This window comes from Niallia sp. FSL W8-0177 (assembly GCF_038006285.1).
In the GTDB taxonomy this organism is placed as follows: domain Bacteria; phylum Bacillota; class Bacilli; order Bacillales; family Cytobacillaceae; genus Niallia; species Niallia circulans_A.
On the sequence record NZ_JBBOUX010000001.1, the window covers coordinates 746,753 to 765,012 of the forward strand.

12 protein-coding genes are annotated in these 18,260 nt (G+C 36.1%); 9 read left to right on the forward strand and 3 right to left on the reverse strand.

Features of this window, described 5'->3' with window-relative positions; genetic code table 11:
• Positions 1 to 50: 50 nt before the first annotated feature.
• Both NST77_RS03590 and NST77_RS03595 read right to left on the reverse strand, forming a co-directional pair.
• Positions 51 to 1,802 (reverse strand): cache domain-containing sensor histidine kinase, encoded by a 1,752-nt coding sequence (locus NST77_RS03590; protein WP_095332231.1) that lies wholly within the window; start codon positions 1,800 to 1,802, stop codon positions 51 to 53.
• 460 nt (positions 1,803 to 2,262) lie between these two features.
• Entirely contained in the window at positions 2,263 to 3,174 is a 912-nt protein-coding gene (locus tag NST77_RS03595; RefSeq protein WP_095332233.1) for a LysR substrate-binding domain-containing protein, read from the reverse strand.
• 147 nt (positions 3,175 to 3,321) lie between these two features.
• Here NST77_RS03595 and gdhA point away from each other — a divergent pair, with 147 nt between their 5' ends.
• From gdhA to NST77_RS03615, 4 genes are all read left to right on the forward strand, one after another.
• The gene (gdhA, locus tag NST77_RS03600) at positions 3,322 to 4,704 is read left to right on the forward strand and encodes an NADP-specific glutamate dehydrogenase (RefSeq protein WP_095332235.1); all 1,383 of its coding nucleotides are present in this window, start codon (positions 3,322 to 3,324) and stop codon (positions 4,702 to 4,704) included.
• A gap of 384 nt (positions 4,705 to 5,088) precedes the next feature.
• A complete protein-coding gene (locus NST77_RS03605) occupies positions 5,089 to 6,321 on the forward strand; it encodes an MFS transporter (RefSeq protein WP_095332237.1) in 1,233 nt (410 codons plus the stop codon).
• Positions 6,318 to 7,898: a gamma-glutamyltransferase gene (gene ggt, locus NST77_RS03610; RefSeq protein ID WP_095332239.1), complete on the forward strand. Its 1,581-nt coding sequence runs from the start codon at positions 6,318 to 6,320 to the stop codon at positions 7,896 to 7,898. Before NST77_RS03605 ends, ggt begins: the two co-directional genes overlap by 4 nt.
• Positions 7,899 to 8,109: 211 nt before the next feature.
• The gene (locus tag NST77_RS03615; RefSeq protein WP_095332327.1) at positions 8,110 to 10,164 is read left to right on the forward strand and encodes an ABC transporter permease subunit; all 2,055 of its coding nucleotides are present in this window, start codon (positions 8,110 to 8,112) and stop codon (positions 10,162 to 10,164) included.
• Positions 10,165 to 10,412: 248 nt separating this feature from the next.
• On the opposite strand, the gene aiiA is transcribed toward NST77_RS03615, so the two are convergent.
• Positions 10,413 to 11,168 carry a quorum-quenching N-acyl homoserine lactonase AiiA gene (gene aiiA / locus NST77_RS03620; RefSeq protein ID WP_095332241.1) on the reverse strand — a complete coding sequence of 252 codons (756 nt, stop codon included), beginning with the start codon at positions 11,166 to 11,168 and terminating at the stop codon, positions 10,413 to 10,415.
• A 329-nt stretch (positions 11,169 to 11,497) separates the two neighbouring features.
• Here aiiA and NST77_RS03625 point away from each other — a divergent pair, with 329 nt between their 5' ends.
• The 5 genes from NST77_RS03625 (at position 11,498) to NST77_RS03645 (ending at position 18,237) form a co-directional block, all read left to right on the forward strand.
• Positions 11,498 to 12,937: a glycoside hydrolase family 1 protein gene (locus NST77_RS03625; protein WP_095332243.1), complete on the forward strand. Its 1,440-nt coding sequence runs from the start codon at positions 11,498 to 11,500 to the stop codon at positions 12,935 to 12,937.
• Positions 12,938 to 13,319: 382 nt separating this feature from the next.
• Positions 13,320 to 15,725, forward strand: coding sequence for a nitrite reductase large subunit NirB (gene nirB, locus NST77_RS03630; protein ID WP_341122739.1), 2,406 nt, complete (start codon positions 13,320 to 13,322; stop codon positions 15,723 to 15,725).
• Between the two features lie 32 nt (positions 15,726 to 15,757).
• Positions 15,758 to 16,075 (forward strand): nitrite reductase small subunit NirD, encoded by a 318-nt coding sequence (gene nirD / locus NST77_RS03635; protein WP_095332329.1) that lies wholly within the window; start codon positions 15,758 to 15,760, stop codon positions 16,073 to 16,075.
• A 3-nt stretch (positions 16,076 to 16,078) separates the two neighbouring features.
• Complete coding sequence (gene cobA, locus NST77_RS03640; RefSeq protein WP_303981777.1) at positions 16,079 to 17,515, forward strand: uroporphyrinogen-III C-methyltransferase; 1,437 nt, start codon at positions 16,079 to 16,081, stop codon at positions 17,513 to 17,515.
• Positions 17,515 to 18,237 carry a sirohydrochlorin chelatase gene (locus tag NST77_RS03645; RefSeq protein WP_171509474.1) on the forward strand — a complete coding sequence of 241 codons (723 nt, stop codon included), beginning with the start codon at positions 17,515 to 17,517 and terminating at the stop codon, positions 18,235 to 18,237. The genes cobA and NST77_RS03645 overlap by 1 nt, the downstream gene beginning before the upstream one ends.
• Positions 18,238 to 18,260: the final 23 nt, after the last annotated feature.

Below are 18,260 nucleotides of genomic sequence, written 5' to 3' on the forward strand. Positions count from 1 at the left end.
ATTGAATGAGCCTCCTCGAAAAGAATGGTTTGCGATGATGAACCATCTATTTAATTTTGCATCGGGATATATAGCTTTACGATAAAGCCATGCCCCTCGTTGGTATCTATCTCTAAACCTGCTTTTGATTCGTAGTTTAGAAGAAGACGGTCATGTATATTTTTTAAACCAATATGCTCGTGAGAAAATTCGCCAGCATAAGGAGCACGATAGATATTACTCCTTAAAGTGTCCAGTTCTTCCGCTGATAAACTTGAGTAGTCATTTTCAACGATTAGATATAAAAAATCCTCTTTAATTTCGCCTGTTATATTTAAGGTAGAATCAAAATAGCCTTGTTCATAGCAATGTTTAAAGTAGTTCTCTACAAGGGGTTGGAGTATCATACTAGGGATTTTTATCCCTTGGATTGCTTCACTTATCTGAATAGAGTAGTTTAGCTTACTGCCAAAACGTTCCCGTTGCAGCGTTAAGTATGCTTTTATATAATCCAGTTCTTCACGAACTAGAACCCACTGATCTGCTCGGATAGAGTATCTCATCATTTTTGATAAGGATGTTACAAGCTGATAGATTTTAGGAGAGTTATTTTGCAGCGCAACTGCTCCAATGGATTGAAGAGCATTAAATAGAAAGTGAGGATTCACTTGAGATTTAAGTGCTCGTAATTGATTTTTTCTATTCTCAATCTCCAATTTGTATTCTCGATCAATATGGAGGTTTATACGCTCCAACATTTCTTTCATATGCTTTTCTAGATGACCAATTTCATCTTCTCGGCTGTCGGTAAAAGGAATATTTAAGTTTCCTCCTTTAATAGAAAGCACCTTTTGGCTGAGCACTTTAATAGGACGTGATATATAGTAGGCAAGGATGCTGATCATTAATAGTCCTAGTACCCCCACCCCTATCCCAACCAATATGTTGGTGTAAGCGGTTTGTCTAGCATCATAAAATAATCTATCACTAGGTGTCACCTTTACGATTTTCCACTGATGAAGTGGTTTTGATAATGTTTTAGATAAGATAATATCATTGCTTTTATCCTGGCTGGCATGAAGGAATTTCTCATCTGCTGTTTTTCCTATTAGGGAATGAACATTTGTATACATTACAATATCATGTTCATTAAGAAGATAAATGGAATCTCCTTTCTCCTGTAATAGACTACTGCAAATCTGTGCATACTTATCTAGATCCATATCAATTGTAATAACCCCAAGAAATTCTTTGGAGAGAGGATCCAGTATTTTATGATGGATAGTCATAACCTCTGTTTTGTCTGATTCAGGTATAATCGCGGCATTATTATAGTTTCCAATCGTATGTGGAGGCTCTATTAAATAACGTGAATTGGAATGAAACAGCTTTTGCATGGAGTCTTGCTTCATAAAATCTTTTTGCGGTTTTCTTGCGCTGATCATCCCATTATAAATAGTGAATGATTCTTTATTCTTATCCAAATAGAAACGAATTTGGCGAATTTCGGAACGCATCAAGAAAAAAGTTTCAATATTTTCTTCCATAGCAATTGGATTAAAATAAATGGAATCTTCATAGCCATTAGTAAAAATCCGAAAAAAGTCTGGATTTCTATATAAAATATAGGGAAGGTCAATCATATCATTAAAATATTGTTCTAGTTCTTTGGATAATTTATCTAATTGTTCTTTGCTGTTTTGTAGTTCATGCTGTTCGACACTATCCTTCGTATATCCATAAATAATTAAAACCGTTAAAAAATAGGGCAGGATAATGAAAGCAAGAAGCATAAAAAATAAACGGCTTTGAATGCTTTTCATATTAAGAGGTTCCTTTCTTTCTATTAATATCATTATCTAGCCTTAAAAATTTAGTCGTATTTAATAAACCATATCTTTAAATCTAAATCTTTTTTTACAAATAAGTCAATATACACAGATGATAAAAAAGCTAGGTGGGATTTTTGGCGTTTTGTCCATTAAAACGCTGAATGGCATCGCTTACTATAGTACGTGGAAACGATAACAAAAAGATCAAAATTGAATCGATGGCACTAGGGACTAAATCTTCATTACGAAATTTAGGTAATTATCATTAAATATTGTCATACTATCTATTATTCCGTTACATTCTAGTCAAAATAAGGAAAATTAAACGGTCATTTATGTTGAGATTGGATAAATAAGGAGAATCTTCCGTTTATATTTTGCGATGCTAATTGCTGGTTTAATGTAAAAAGAGTGTCAGCAGCTAATATGCTAGACACTCTTGATTTGCTATTTACTTTTTAAACTCATTCAATCTTTCATATGTCTCTAAGAGAAACTGGTAAAATAGTGATTCTGTTGGAAGTAGTTTGCGATGACTTGGATAAATAACCCCAACGGTTCTTGTCAGATTAATATCTGAAAGGGGGATGACGCAGGTGGAACGTGGTGTGTTATCCACCAATGTCATTTCTGGCATCAAGGCTACTCCTAACCCAGCAGATACTAATCCTTTCAGTGCATCAATGTCTTTTCCTTCAAATGCAATTTGTGGAGAAAATCCTGCATCATGACATGCTTTAACCACTTGGTCCCTGAATACAAATCCTTCTGGTAAGACACAGAAGGGATCATTTTTTAAATCTTTTAGCTGTAATTCTTTTTGACTGCTCAATGGATGATGAAGAGGAAGAAGGGCAACAATATTTTCTGTAAATAATGTAGCACCGTTAATTTTATCCTCCTTTTCTCGGTTTGGCATTGGCGCAATCATTGCCAAATTAAATTCTCCATTAATAACTCCATCGATAAGATCATAATACAGGGCGTTGCTCATATGAAATTTAGCTTCTGGATATCGAGTACGAAAAGAATAGATGATAGATGGCAGTGTATGAGCAGCCATGCTGATAGGAAAGGCGATTCTAACTGTCCCTTTTTCAGGATCGAGCGACTCCTCCACTTCTCTTTTGGCGTCTTCCATCATACTCCATATTTGTTTCATCCGCTCAAAAAAAACTCTTCCAAGGGGTGTTAATTTTACGCTTCTACCTTCACGGATAAAAAGCTCGACTCCTAATTCTGCTTCTAAATTGAAAATTTGTCTACTTACTGAAGATTGGGCCACATGCAAAGCATCGGCAGCTTCTGTAATATGTTCCCTTTTGGCAGCTTCCAAAAAATACTGTATTTGTCTTATTTCCATGTCTGCACTCTTTTCTATCCATGCGCATAACGCATGAATTCAATCCGAAATTAGTATTGTACCTATTAATTATAAAATTATAAAATAAAAACAACTTTTAGAAAAGAGAATATTCTAACATTAATTTATTATAGGGGCTGAAAAAGGATGAAAGTGCTGGATAAAAAAGAAGAATTTCAAACACAAACGGTGAAAGATTACATAAATCAATTAATAAATCAAGTAAAAGAACGTAATCCTCACGAAAAGGAGTTCCAGCAGGCAGTTAAAGAAGTCCTTGATTCTTTAGTTCCTGTACTTGAAAAAAATCCAACATATGTTAAACATGCTGTATTAGAAAGAATGCTTGAGCCAGATCGACTAATTAGCTTTAAAGTCCCTTGGGTAGACGATAATGGAAATATAAAAGTAAACCGCGGCTATCGTGTTCAATTTAATAATGCGATTGGACCATATAAAGGAGGACTAAGATTTCATTCTTCTGTTAATGCCAGTATTATTAAATTTCTTGGATTTGAGCAAATCTTTAAAAACTCATTAACAGGTCAGCCGATAGGCGGCGGAAAAGGCGGCTCTGATTTTGATCCGAAGGGGAAGTCTGATTTCGAAATAATGCGTTTTTGTCAAAGCTTTATGACTGAACTTAGTAAGCATATCGGTCCGGATATCGATGTGCCCGCTGGAGATATCGGAGTAGGAGCAAGAGAAATTGGCTATATGTTTGGACAATATAAACGATTAAAAGGTGCTTATGAAGCAGGCGTCTTAACCGGAAAAGGGATCGGATATGGTGGAAGCTTAGGTAGAAAAGAAGCAACAGGATACGGCTTAGTGTACTTTGTGGAAGAAATGCTGAAAAGTCAGGGACGAGGTTTTGAAGACAATACGGTAGTAGTTTCTGGTTCGGGAAATGTATCGATTTATGCGATGGAGAAAGCAATACAGTTAGGAGCTAAAGTGGTTGCTTGCAGTGATTCCGGCGGTTATGTGTATGATCCAAATGGAATAAACCTTGATACGGTGAAACAATTAAAAGAAGTGGAAAACAAAAGAATCTATGAATATGTGAATACCCATCCTGATGCTATCTACCAGGAAGGATACACAGGTATTTGGACAATTCCTTGTGATATTGCGTTGCCATGTGCAACACAAAACGAACTGAATAAAGAATCAGCTGAAAAATTAATCGCCAATGGAGTAAAAGCAATAGGTGAAGGGGCAAATATGCCTTCTACTCTTGAAGCAGTCGATACCTTTATCGAGCATAAAGTATTATTTGCACCTGCCAAAGCAGCAAATGCAGGCGGGGTGGCAGTCTCCGCTTTAGAAATGGCACAAAATAGTGCGCGAATAGCTTGGACGCAAGAAGAGGTAGACAAGAAGCTACAAGCGATTATGAAAGATATTTTTAGTAAAAGTATCCAAGCATCAGAGGAGTATGCAGAAAAAGGGAATCTAGTTGCAGGTGCTAATATAGCAGGCTTCATCAAAGTTGCAGATGCTATGATAGAACAAGGAATCATATAAGAAGTTTTCAAATAGAATGATATTTTTATATAGTTTAGAAGAGAGAATCAGTATGTTGCTGGTTCTCTTTTTTATTGTAAAAATTCTACTTGGATAAGGATTTATATAAGAGTTACTATGTTGGCTCGCTGGGAGAGAGGTATATCCATATATACTTATTTAGATATATGAAAATGAAATTGGTTTCATTTTCGTTTGGAAACCTATAAGACCTTAATGAGAACTTTATGAAATAGATTGCTATTATTATTACAACAATCTGAAAGGTTTTACTTGAAAAATTTTTCTTATTGAAAAAATGTGTTAGATTTTCTGACAAGAAGCATAATTTATTTTTTTACTCATGTTACAATTGTCCCAACATTCAGAAAAGGGGATTACAATATGAAAAAATCACATCCTGTACTTGTTATCTTTTTATTCTTTTTAGGTTGGGTATTTATGTATGCAGATCGTAATATTCTATCACCAGTCATGGGAAGTATTGGAGAAGAATGGAACTTAAACCAAACCGAATTAGGATTAATGGCTACTGTGTTTTTTGCTGCCTATGCTTTTATGCAAATCCCTACTGGCTTTTTAGCAGATAAATTTGGGCGAGTAAAGGTGTTAGTAATTGGCTTTATCGTTTTTGGCGTTGGTACATATTTAAGTGGTGCATCTACTACGTTTGCAATGTTTTTAATCATGAGAGCAATTACTGGGTTAGGAGAAGGCACTTATTATGGTTCACAGTATGGTATCTCTTCTACGATAACCCCAAAGAAATATCGCGGCTTAGTCTCAGCTATTATTAATAGTGGCATGGCTTTTGGTATTTCGTTAGGATTTATGTCATCCAGTTATTTTACCTACACATTAAATAAAGGCTGGCAGTTTCCGTTTTATGTTTTTGCCATCCCTACCGTTTTGGTTGCTATTTTAATAGGCATATTTGTTCGTGATAATTCACATAAGGAGAAGAAAGTAGAATCTGAATATGAAAAAGTCGAGATGAAGAAAATTTTCACTAAAAATCATATTTTTGTATATATCTTAATCTTTTGTTCCTTATATGGATTTTTCGGTATGCTAACATGGCTTCCTTATTACTTACAAACAGCAAGAGGTATTGAAGCATCTCAAACGGGGATTATCTCTTCTTTAGTGCCTTGGGCTTCCATTCCAGGTGCCATTCTATTTGGTTTCTTATCTGATCGCATTAAAAGTAAAAAGCCGTTAATTATAACATTGGCATTAGCTGGAGCAATTTGTCAATTTGCTATTCCTTATACAGACAATTATTCCTTGCTGATTGTCGGATTATGTTTATATGGTTTGCTTGGAAAATTAGCGCTGGATCCAGTATTAATTTCGTATATGGCAGATATTACACCGAAGTCGATGTATTCAAGAGTTTATGGGTTCTTTAACTTTAGCGGGATGCTTTCTTCTATATTTGCGCCATATATTACGGGGTATTTCGCTGATAAAACTGGCAGTCTAGAATTCGGATTTTATCTAGCCGGCGGGTTATTAATTATTGGTGCCATATTGTTTATATTTACAAGCGATAAAGGGAAAGAAGACAATAAAGCAGCGATTAATGTTGGACTTAAGGAGGAAATAGTAAGTTGAATAAAGTAATAGTAGGCACAGAATCAATGATTGTAAGTCCACATTATTTGGCTTCACAAGCAGGTGAACAAATTCTCCAAAAGGGAGGCAATGCATTTGATGCTGCTGTTGCTGTGAGTGCTTGCTTAGCTGTAGTATATCCGCATATGACTGGTCTTGGTGGAGATTCTTTTTGGCTGACTTATAAGGAAAAGACAGGGAAAGTGCGTACTTATAATGGAAGTGGGAAGTCAGGAGCGGCTGTTACAAGAGAAATGTTTAAGGGAAAAGAGAGCATTCCTTTTCGAGGAATCGAAAGTGTTCTAACTGTTCCTGGCATGGTGGATAGCTGGGATGCTATCTTAAAAGAATATGGAAGTATGACTCTTGCAGAAGTCTTACAGCCTGCTATTGAATATGCAGAAAAGGGTTTTCCTTTATCTAATGATCAATATGAAAATACGATAAAAAATGAGGAGCTTTTAAGAAGTATAGAAGAAACTGCTGCTGTTTTTCTGCCAGATGGAAAGGTTCCTGAAAAATTTTCTCGGTTTGTGCAAAAGAATTTAGCGAACACGTTAAAACAATTAGGAGCAAAAGGAAGAGATGATTTTTATAAAGGAGAACTGGCCTATAGAATTATTTCAGGTTTGAAGAAAAAAGGAAGCTATTTAACAATAGCAGATTTTGCCGCTCATAAAGGGGAATGGAGTGAACCGCTCACTAGTACCTATCGCTCTTATACTATGTATCAGGCTCGTCCCAATTCACAAGGCTTTGTGGGACTCATGATTTTAAATATATTAGAAAATTTCGATTTTTCATCCATTCCGTATGAATCCTATGAATATTATCAGCTAATAATAGAAGCAGTGAAAAGAAGCTTTCAAGATCGGAATGAGCATCTGACAGATCCGACATTTCATAAAATTCCATTAGAGCAGTTATTAAGCAAAAAGTATTCTAAGGAGATGGCGGATTCCATCTCCTTAGAATATACAACAGATTATAGTTCGCGCCCTGTTGGAAGCGATACAGCTCATGCCGCCGTTGTGGATAAAGATGGGAATGCTGTTTCGTTTATTCAAAGCCTATATTTTGAATTTGGTTCTGGTGTGGTTGCGGGAGATACGGGGATTACTATGCAAAATAGAGGCTCATTTTTCTCTCTTGATCCTGATCATGTTAATACATTGGAGCCAAATAAGCGGACATTCCATACTTTGATGCCTGCCATGGCTTTTAAAGAGAACAAACCATATGTGTTGTATGGTACACAAGGCGGGGAAGGGCAGCCGCAGACACAAACTTTGATGATTACGAGAATGCTTGACTATGGACTTGATCCCCAAATAGCAATAAGTGAGCCACGGTTTGTATGGGGGCGTACATGGGGAGAAAAAACCGAAGAGCTAAAAATAGAAAACCGTGTTTCGGCAAATGTTTTGGAAAAGCTGCAAAAGGCTGGTCATATCGTAAACCGAGTAGAAGCATTTGACGGAATTATGGGGCATGCAAATGCTATTTTGATCGATGAACAAGGATTTTTATATGGTGGTGTCGACCCAAGAAGTGATGGAGCTGCCATAGGAAAATAAATAATCAAGAGTTAGGACTAAGAGTGAACTTCTGCTAGAAGTTGGCTCTTTTTTATGGAAAAAAGTTTATATCATTCATTCCAATCTGCCCTCGTCTAGCAAACTTTATTAAATTGGAAAAAATAGGGTTGAAAAACAAACGATATATCCATATAATTTGAGAATAGTACAAATATTAAAGTAAATGAAAAGGGGGAGAATGAAGGGAGCGATGAAAAAATTTGCGAAACTAATTATCTATTATTTACTTGGTGTAATAGCAATACTAGCATTAAGCGTTTTACCCCAATATTTTCAAATGAAAATGTTTTCAGAAGGGGAAAGTTATCTTTCTATGTTTGTATCTTTTTTAACTGACGAATTTTTCCAAATGGATAAATGGGTATACTCTTTAAAAGGAGCAGAAACGCCAATTTTTGATGTTCTATTGCCAGCATTCATCTATTCAATGAAGATTCTAGGTGGAGCGATTTTGTTAGGGTTTGGTATTGCTTGCATTTTAGCTCTTTTTGCTTTTTTTCTACCAAACTTTCTTCTACAGCCGATGAAAAGAATCCTAGATTTCGCCGAGTCCGTTCCAGATATCATTGTCGCTACACTACTTCAAGCATTTGTTCTCTTTATCTTTAAAACGACAGGTGTGGAAATTTTCCAAGTAGCTACATATTCAGAAAAAGCTTATTTAGGTCCTATTCTTACGCTATCTATTGTACCGGCTGTTTCTTTGTTCAAAATACTTCTTCTCATGATGGAAGAAGAATATTTAAAAACGTATGTTACGTTTGCAAAAAGCAAAGGGATACATGATTTGCCAATCCTATGCAAGCATATTATTCGTAATATTATTCCCGTCTCTTTTCACCACATGAAGATTATTATTTGGGGGTTATTGTCTAGTCAATTTGTTATCGAGCAATTGTTTAATGTTCATGGACTTACTTATTTTCTAAGAGCAAACTTTACGCCAATTACTGTCACTGTTTCTTTGTTATTAATCTTCACACCTTTTTTTATTATTTTTCAAATAGTAGACATGTTTGTAATAAAGAAAGAAGAAAAGGCGCGAGAAGTGAAGAGAGGATCATGGAAACAGAAATGGAACATACCTAATTTACGATTATCGCTAAAAATAAGACGGATGGATCTAAAAGAGAGTTTGCAGCAGTTTAATTGGGGAAAGTTTTCGATCATTCCACCAATAAAATGGTTAGCGCAAAGTATCGGATTACATATGAAAAATTGGAAATTTGCATTAGGTAGCTTATTTTTTGTTCTTACAATAGGGTATAGTCTTATTTATTCTGTAATTACTAATGATTATGTAGAGCAACAGAACTTACTTTATGCCGAAGATGGATCCACATTGCTAGCAGCACCACCATTCGCTCCAACAGAGCCCTATTTCTTTGGATCCGATAAAAGTGGAGAGAGCATCTTTGATCAAATAGTGGTTGGGGCTAAGTATACATTAATTTTTGGCTTACTTATTGCCTTTTTGCGTGTGATAGGTGGATTATTGCTTGGTGTGGTTTACTCTTTTTATTTAAAACATTCCTTTCAGCAATTTCTAGCCAAAATGGTAGATTCCATTCACTTTATGCCATTGAGTATAATCGCCTTTATTTTATTGACGCCAATTTTATTACCTGGAATTGACGGTACATTTACATATTCCTTTACGGAAAGAGTTATTTTAGAAACAATCATTTTAACGCTGTTAGTTATCCCATTAACGACTATCTTACTCGGGAAAGAAATCAATCGAGTATTAGAGTATGAGTTTATTGAAAGTGCAAGGGTATTGGGAGGTGGCAAATTTAAAATATTTATTCGCCATATTCTCCCCCATATAGGCCCAAGGCTTACGATTCTATTCGGACAGCAATTCATCCAAGTAATGTTAATCTTTATGCACTTAGGGATGTTTGATTATTTCTTTGGTGGTACGAAATCATCGATGGGTATGATGTTTGAAGATAACCCTAAATCAATTACCTATGAATGGTCGGGGTTAATAGGACAGGTTGGCAGAGAAGCAATCGGGGCAGGGAGATACTGGTTCTTATATATACTCGTGCCAATTATTATTACTATATTTGCCATGCAGTTGATTGTCCAAGGAGTAAAAGAGGTCCAGCAAGTAAAAGTTGGTGTAATCTTTAAACGTCCAAGCCTTAGTAAGAGAAAAGAGAAAGAAAATCCAAAAGAAATTAACTTAGGTGTCACAAAAGAAAGTTTTGCCCAAATAGGGGGAAAGGGAAATTAAAAGTTTTTATGGTCGGTTTTTGCATGAAAGGGAATGTAATTGCAGGAGGATAACATGGCAAATTTCATTATGCTGCACAAACGGATTGATTATATAAGCAAAGTTGAAATAGAATAGAAAATTGCTGTTTTACTGTTATGCTTTTTTAGGATAAGAGAAGAAATTATTAGGAAGGTAAAAGAAAGGATGCCGTTTTGATCTCGGCATCCTTTCTTTTTATTTCTTTCGATAAAAAACTTTGTTTATCTTTAAGAAAAATCAGGGTAAGTCTTCTGTGTAGTTGCTTGACTCAAATCATGACCATAAAAAATGTGGCTAGGGCATACTTCAGCCATAAGTCTTTTTATTTTTCTAATCGATTCACTGGCTAGTTGTTGATCAAATGTAGCAAATGGAATATCATCTTCGTAGTTTTCTCTCGTATATGCTAAATCAATCGTCAATAAAATAGGGCCAGATTGTTTCGTTGTAACGAGAATTGATTGGTGTCCTGGTGTATGGCCAGGAGTAAAGAGAAGTTGAATCCCTGGCATGAGTTCATAATCACCTTGAATGGCTTTATAATTTAAGTTATCTTGAGTACACTCTGGTGGAGCATAATTTTCGTTTCCAATAGCAACATCCAGCTCTGCTTGTTGAACAAATATAGGTGTTTTAGGAAACAGAGGATTTCCACCTGCATGATCCATATGTAGATGAGATGAAATGATCGCTTGAATGTCATTCGGTTTATAACCAATATTATCTAAAACAGCAAGTATATGATCTTCCTTTCTCATATTTGGTAAAAATAAACCTTCATATGGGGTATCATCAAAGTAACTTGGATTTTCAATAAATGATTCTGGCATTCCTGTGTCAATAATAATTGGGCCCTCCTTTGTTTCTAGGAGATAGGACCATATTTGTAAGGTTAAAAGCTTACCAGGTACTAATTTTTGGTTTAAAGACGAATGATCAAGCGTTAGCTTTCCTGTAGGTAACCAGTAAAGTCTTTCTATCATCTATTTCTCCTCCTTAATTTTCTTAATAGTCAGATTTATTATAGTATGTCATAGATTTCTTTTTTGGACAAAGAAATTTTTATAGTGGAAATTATTTGGGGATTTGAGTTCAATCGAAATCTCAGAATATATATTTTTAAGTAAAGCATTTTGCTGGTATTCATTTGAATGTCTATTCCCCTTTAACTGTCATAATTATTTAATATACAAAAGTTGCCAAAATATAATTATATGTATATACTTATTTTATAATCAACTATACCTTTGATAGTAGAATATGTATAGTTAAATAATTAATGTTAAGTCTATCGAATAAGGAGTGTAGCCAAATGATTCACCAATCTTTGAAAGCGTTCCCTAGTAACTTCCTTTGGGGTGCTGCATCGGCAGCTTATCAAGTAGAAGGTGCATGGAATGAGGATGGCAAGGGAGTATCCATTTGGGATACGTTTGTTAGAATACCGGGAAAAACATTTAAAGGTACAAATGGGGATGTAGCGGTAGATCATTATCATCGTTATAAAGAAGATGTACAGTTAATGGCTGAAATGGGAATGAAGGCATACCGATTTTCGGTTGCTTGGACGCGAATTTTTCCGAATGGAAAAGGAGAGGTAAATCAAGCGGGAATTGATTTTTATAATGATTTAATTGATGAATTAATTAAATATAAAATTGAGCCAGTGCTAACTCTTTATCATTGGGATCTTCCGCAAGCACTGCAAGATGAATATGGTGGGTGGGAATCGCGCCAAATTATTGAGGATTTTACGAATTATAGTATCGAATTATTCAAGCAATTTGGAGATCGAGTGAAATATTGGGTAAGTTTAAATGAACAAAATATTTTCACTGGTTTAGGCTATCGCATGGCTGTACATCCACCTGGAGTAACAGATGAAAAACGATTCTATCAAGTGAACCATCATGCGAATTTAGCAAATGCGAGTGTTATTAAGGCTTTCCGCCAATATGTTCCAAGTGGGAAAATTGGACCAAGCTTTGCTTACTCTCCTGCATATGCTTTAACTTCAAAGCCAGAAGATATTATTGCAGCAGAGAATGCGGAAGAATTAAATAGTCATTGGTGGATGGATATGTATGCATGGGGAAGATATCCAGAAGCTGCATGGAACTATTTAGAAGCAAATGGATTGACTCCAGAGGTTGAAGAGGGAGATTTTGAATTATTACGAGAAGGCACTCCTGATTTCATGGGACTTAACTATTATCAAACAACGACCTTTGAGAAAAATCCTCTAGAAGGTGGAGTAGGCAGTGCTGAAATGAACACTTCTGGTAAAAAAGGAACTTCGCAGGATTCAGGAATTCCTGGAGTGTTTAAAACAGTAGAAAATCCAAACTTAGAAAGAACGGATTGGGATTGGAATATTGATCCACAAGGATTACGGATCGCTCTTCGCAGGATTACAAATAGATACCAGCTTCCTATTCTTATTAGTGAAAATGGCTTAGGTGCTTTTGATAAACTAGAAGAAGGCGATATTATCAATGATGATTACCGTATTGATTTTATTCGATCCCATATAAATGCGATGCAAGAAGCTATTACGGATGGTGTAGATCTGCTAGGATATTGTGTGTGGTCATTTACAGATCTGTTAAGCTGGCTGAATGGCTTCCAAAAACGATATGGTTTTGTCTATATCAATCAGCATGAAGAGGGAACACATGACCTTCGTCGAATCAAGAAGAAGAGCTTTTATTGGTATAAAGAAGTAATTGAATCAAATGGTGAGAATCGCTAGGAAGGAATGAACCTGCATATATTTGCAGGTTTGTCCTTCTTTTTTTAGTTTAAATTTACTTTGTACTTTTCTGCTAGACATAAAAATGACAAAAGATGTTCATGGAATCGTCAAATTTACCCTCCGTTTTTGCCCATAAAAGAATATATAATGAAACTGCAAAAGATGTATTTTAATTATTTCTTTTGAACACTATGTTGAAAAAATCCATACTCCAATAGAGTTTATCTTCAAGAAGGAAAATTTAGGGATATGACTATTCTCATTAGCATAGTGATAAGAGGACATACGAAAATTATTTACGAATTGTTTATTATGGATTTTTATGTGATTTATTTCACAAACAAATCACCTTACTAGATAAGTCTTGGAGGGACGAAAAATGAAAAAGAGATTAGTGATGATTGGAAATGGAATGGCAGGAGTTCGGACGATTGAAGAAATATTGAAGAGAAATGCTGACCTTTTTGACATAACGATTATTGGGGATGAGCCATATCCAAACTATAATCGGATTATGCTTTCAAATGTTTTGCAAGGAAAAACAACAGTAAATGATATTAATATTAATGACTGGAATTGGTATCAAGAGAATCATATTCATCTTTTAACAGGCGAAAAAGCAATAAAGATTGATCGAGAAGAGAAAGCGGTCCTTACGGATAAAGGAAAAGCGATAGAATATGATGAACTTATCCTTGCAACAGGATCTAGTGCCTTTATTTTACCGATATCTGGAAGTGATTTAGAAGGTGTAATTGGATTCAGAACCATTGACGATACGGAAAAAATGCTGGAAACAGCAAAGACTTATAAAAAAGCGGTTGTTATCGGCGGAGGATTACTAGGATTAGAAGCTGCAAGAGGATTAATAGATCGTGGAATGGAAGTTCATGTTGTTCACTTATTGCCAACTTTAATGGAGCAGCAATTAGATGCAGCAGCAGCAAATCTTCTTAGAAAAGATTTAGAAGCACAAGGTATGAAGTTCTTAATGGAAAAACAGACGGCAGAGATATATGGAGATAAACGAGTTCAAGGATTGAAATTTACAGATGGAACAACAGTTGATTGTGATCTTGTCGTAATGGCTGTTGGTATTAGACCAAATGTAGCAATTGCCCGTGAGGCAGGATTAGAAGTAAATCGCGCGATCATTGTGAATGATCATATGGTTACATCTGATCCATCCATCTTTGCAGTAGGGGAATGTGCAGAGCATAATGGAATTGCCTATGGATTAGTTGCTCCTCTATATGAACAAGGAATGGCTCTTGCCGATTATATAACAGGCAAAGAAGGAAAAGGATATCAAGGATCAATTCTTTCTACTCAATTGAAAGTAGCAGGGTGTGACTTATTTTCAGGAGGGAAAATCCATGAGGATGAAAATACGGAAGCAATTATTGTTCATGACCAATTTGCAAAAGTATATAAAAAGATTTTAGTAACAGACAACAAAATTGTTGGAATTGTCTTATACGGAGATGCTTCCGATGGAACTCGGCTATTTAATATGTTGAAGAAACAAGCAGATATTAGTGAGTATACAAGTTCCTCTGTATTAAGCAAGAGCGGGGAGGACGCAGAAGAAGATTTAGTAGCAAGCATGAGTGCAGATGACACTGTATGTGGATGTAATGGGGTAACAAAAGGTACTATCGTTCATTCTATCCTAGAGCAGGGATTAACTACTTTTGAAGAAGTAAAAGGATGTACAAAGGCAGGAGCATCTTGTGGTAAATGTAAACCACTAGTTGAAGGGATTTTAGCGCATACACTTGGTGACAGCTTTGATGCATCCATTCAAAAAACAGGGATGTGCAGCTGTACAACACTTACTCGTGATGAAGTAGTAGCACAAATAAAAGAAATGCAGCTTAAATCTCCAAAAGAAGTTAGAATGGTGCTTGGTTTTGCAAGTGAAGAAGGCTGTTCAAAATGCCGCCCAGCGTTAAACTATTATATGCGTATGCTGTTCCCAGAAGAGTACGAGGACGATAAGGCATCAAGATTTGTTAATGAGAAAATGGAAGGGAATATTCAAAAAGATGGGACATTCTCCATCATTCCTCGTATGTATGGCGGAACAACTACTGCAGAGGATTTAGTGAAAATCGGAGAGGTAGCGAAAAAATACAATGTGCCATTAGTGAAAATTACCGGGGCAAGCCGGATTGGATTATATGGTGTGAAGAAAGAAGATGTCCCACATGTTTGGGAAGAGCTAGGAATGCGTTCTGGTTATGCTTATTCTAAATCTCTTCGTAACGTAAAATCATGTGTTGGGTCAAGATTTTGCCGCTTCGGCACCCAAGATTCATTGGGACTTGGCATTAAGTTAGAACAAGAACTAGAAATGGTCGACACTCCGCATAAAATGAAAATGGGAGTAACAGGATGTCCAAGAAACTGTGCAGAAGTATTGACAAAAGACTTTGGTGTTATTTGCGTAGAAAATGGCTATCAGTTGTATATTGGTGGAAATGGCGGAACAGAAGTACGTGAATGCGATAGCTTAACAACAGTTCAAACAGAAGAAGAAGTAATTACAATGGCCAAGGCATTTGTTCAATATTATCGTGAAAATGCGAACTATGGAGAAAGAACGGCTCCATGGGTGGAACGTATGGGGATTGAAACAGTGAAAGAAACACTACTAAATGCTAGAAATATGAAACAGTTTGTAAGCAGATTTGAGCGTGCAAAAACAACATACGAAGAAGCTTGGTCTACTGTTTTAAACGACCAAATGAAGAGAGAAATGTATGAAGTGATAAAAGGCTAATAGCTATAGAACAAAAATGGAGGGAATACATGATGACGGCAACTTTAGAATGGAATAAGATTATGAAACTAGCTGATTTACCTAAACAAATTGGTAAAGAGGTTCATTTAAAAGGAAAATCAATTGCTTTATTTCATCTTTCTAATGGAGAGGTTAGAGCTATTGCGAATAACTGTCCCCATCAAAATGGTCCATTGGCAGAAGGAATTGTATCAGGCGAATTTGTTTTCTGTCCATTGCATGATTGGAAAATTTCTTTAGTCACAGGCGAAGTTCAAAAACCGGATAATGGCTGTGTAGAGGTTTATGAAACACAAATAAAAGATGACTATATTTATATAATGGTGTAAGAGATGGATACGAACAAGGGGTATGTAGCATTTGTGGGAGCAGGGCCTGGGGATATTGGTTTAATTACAACTAAGGGGAGAGAATGTTTAAAAAAAGCAGATGTTGTCTTGTATGATCGACTTGCCAATCCACGCTTATTGCGTTTTACAAGCAGAGATTGTGTGTTTATCTATTGTGGAAAGCTGCCCAATAATCATATTATGAGACAAGAAAAGATTAACGAAACTTTAGTAGCAGAAGCTTTAAAAGGAAAGTATGTTGTGCGGTTAAAAGGAGGAGATCCTTCTGTTTTTGGAAGAGTCGGGGAAGAAGCAGAAGCAATAGCAGCATATGATATTCCTTTTGAAATAGTACCCGGAGTGACGTCAAGCATTGCAGCAAGTGCTTATGCCGGCATTCCGGTAACACATCGAGATTATAGTACTAGCTTTACGATACGAACAGGGCATGCTTGTAAGAAAAATGAAGCGGTCATTCATCATAAGCCTAAGCAAGAAGCGATAGGAGATACACTTGCTTATTATATGGGGGTGAAAGGCTTACCGGGAATTTGTGAAAGCTTAATAGCTCAAGGTAAGTCTAGTGACACGAAAGTAGCTGTTATTGAGTGGGCCACTCTAGGAAAACAACGAGTAGTCGAAGGGACCTTAGAAACAATAGTAGAAAGGGTAAAGGAAGCAAAGCTTGGAAACCCAGCATTAACAATAATTGGTGATGTTGTCCAGTTAAGATCGTCTATTGCATGGTTCGAGAAAAAATCCTTTTATCAAAAGAAGCTATTGATTGCAAAAAGCTTATCAGAAGAAAGTGTACTAGAAAGATATTTTTCTAAACATGGTGCAGAGGCTTATGCCTTCCCCACTATCAAATCTAACGCGCACTCCTATACAGCGGAGGAGATACAATTGATAGTAAATGCAGAAAGACTGATTTTTGCTTCTGTAGAAGGAGTAGAGCTTGTGTTTACTCAGCTATTTAAAGCAAATTATGATGTGCGGGATCTTCCTCGACAAATAGAACATCTGTCTGATAAAACACGCAAGGAATTAGAAAAAAGGGGCATACACAGTCTAAAGGCATCGTATGACAAAAGAAGTGCTATTTTAATAGGAAATGAACAAGCAATCGAGAAACAAGCCTTCTCCGATAATTTACTAGCACTTCCTAGCCATATGATTGAAATAGATGAACGTTTTCAAGAAGTAAATGAACGCTTGTTGACAGAAGACCAATGGGAAACGGTTATTTTTCCAAATAAACGGTCTGTTGATTTATTTTTACAAGAATGGCGTAAATTTAGCACACAGAATCCAATGGAACTGTCATTTGCGGCAATCGGCCAATCGGTGCAGGAGTATGTTGTTAAGCAGGGATTTAATCATATAGATGAACAGGTACAGCAAGTATTAGATAATCAGGAATGGAAGTGTGAGAGCTGATGGATGCAGTTGTGTATATTGGCCATGGCAGCCGCATAATCGAAGGTAATAAACAATTCATCGCATTTATTGAAGCAGTAAAAAAAGAAATAAATATCCCTGTTCAAGAAATTGCTTTTTTAGAACTAACGTCACCTTCTATTGAGGAAACGATGGAAAAAGTAATTTGGGCTGGAGCAAGGGATATTCTCGTCGTACCTGTTCTATTGTTTGCAGCAGCTCATTTTAAAAGAGATATACCAGAAGAATTACTGGCAGTGAAAGAAAGGTTTCCAGATGTACGATTTTCTGTTTCTAAACCATTTGATGTCCATCCAAAAATGCTGAACTTAGTTATGAAAAGAATCAATGAACAAGGATGGGATTATGATGGGGGAATTCTAATAGTCGGGAGAGGCAGCAGTGATCCCGAACCAATTGGAAAGCTGAAGGAAATAAGTGAGCATATACAACAAAAATTAGCTTGCTCTGTATACCCTGCATTTTTAACAGCAGGGAAGCCAGAGTTTGAGGAGGAACTACAAAAGCTTCAATTAGCATATAACAAGATTTATATTGTCCCGTATTTACTTTTTACAGGAAGGTTATTAAAAAGAATGGAAAGCACGATAGAAAGCAGCGACAAAGAAGTGATTCTTTGTCAGCCGTTAAAATACGACCAGTTGATGAAGGAAGTTTTGCTAGAAAGAATGGAAGAGCAATTCATGAGCCTTACAATATAAAATAAAAAGGTAGAGGAGTGTCG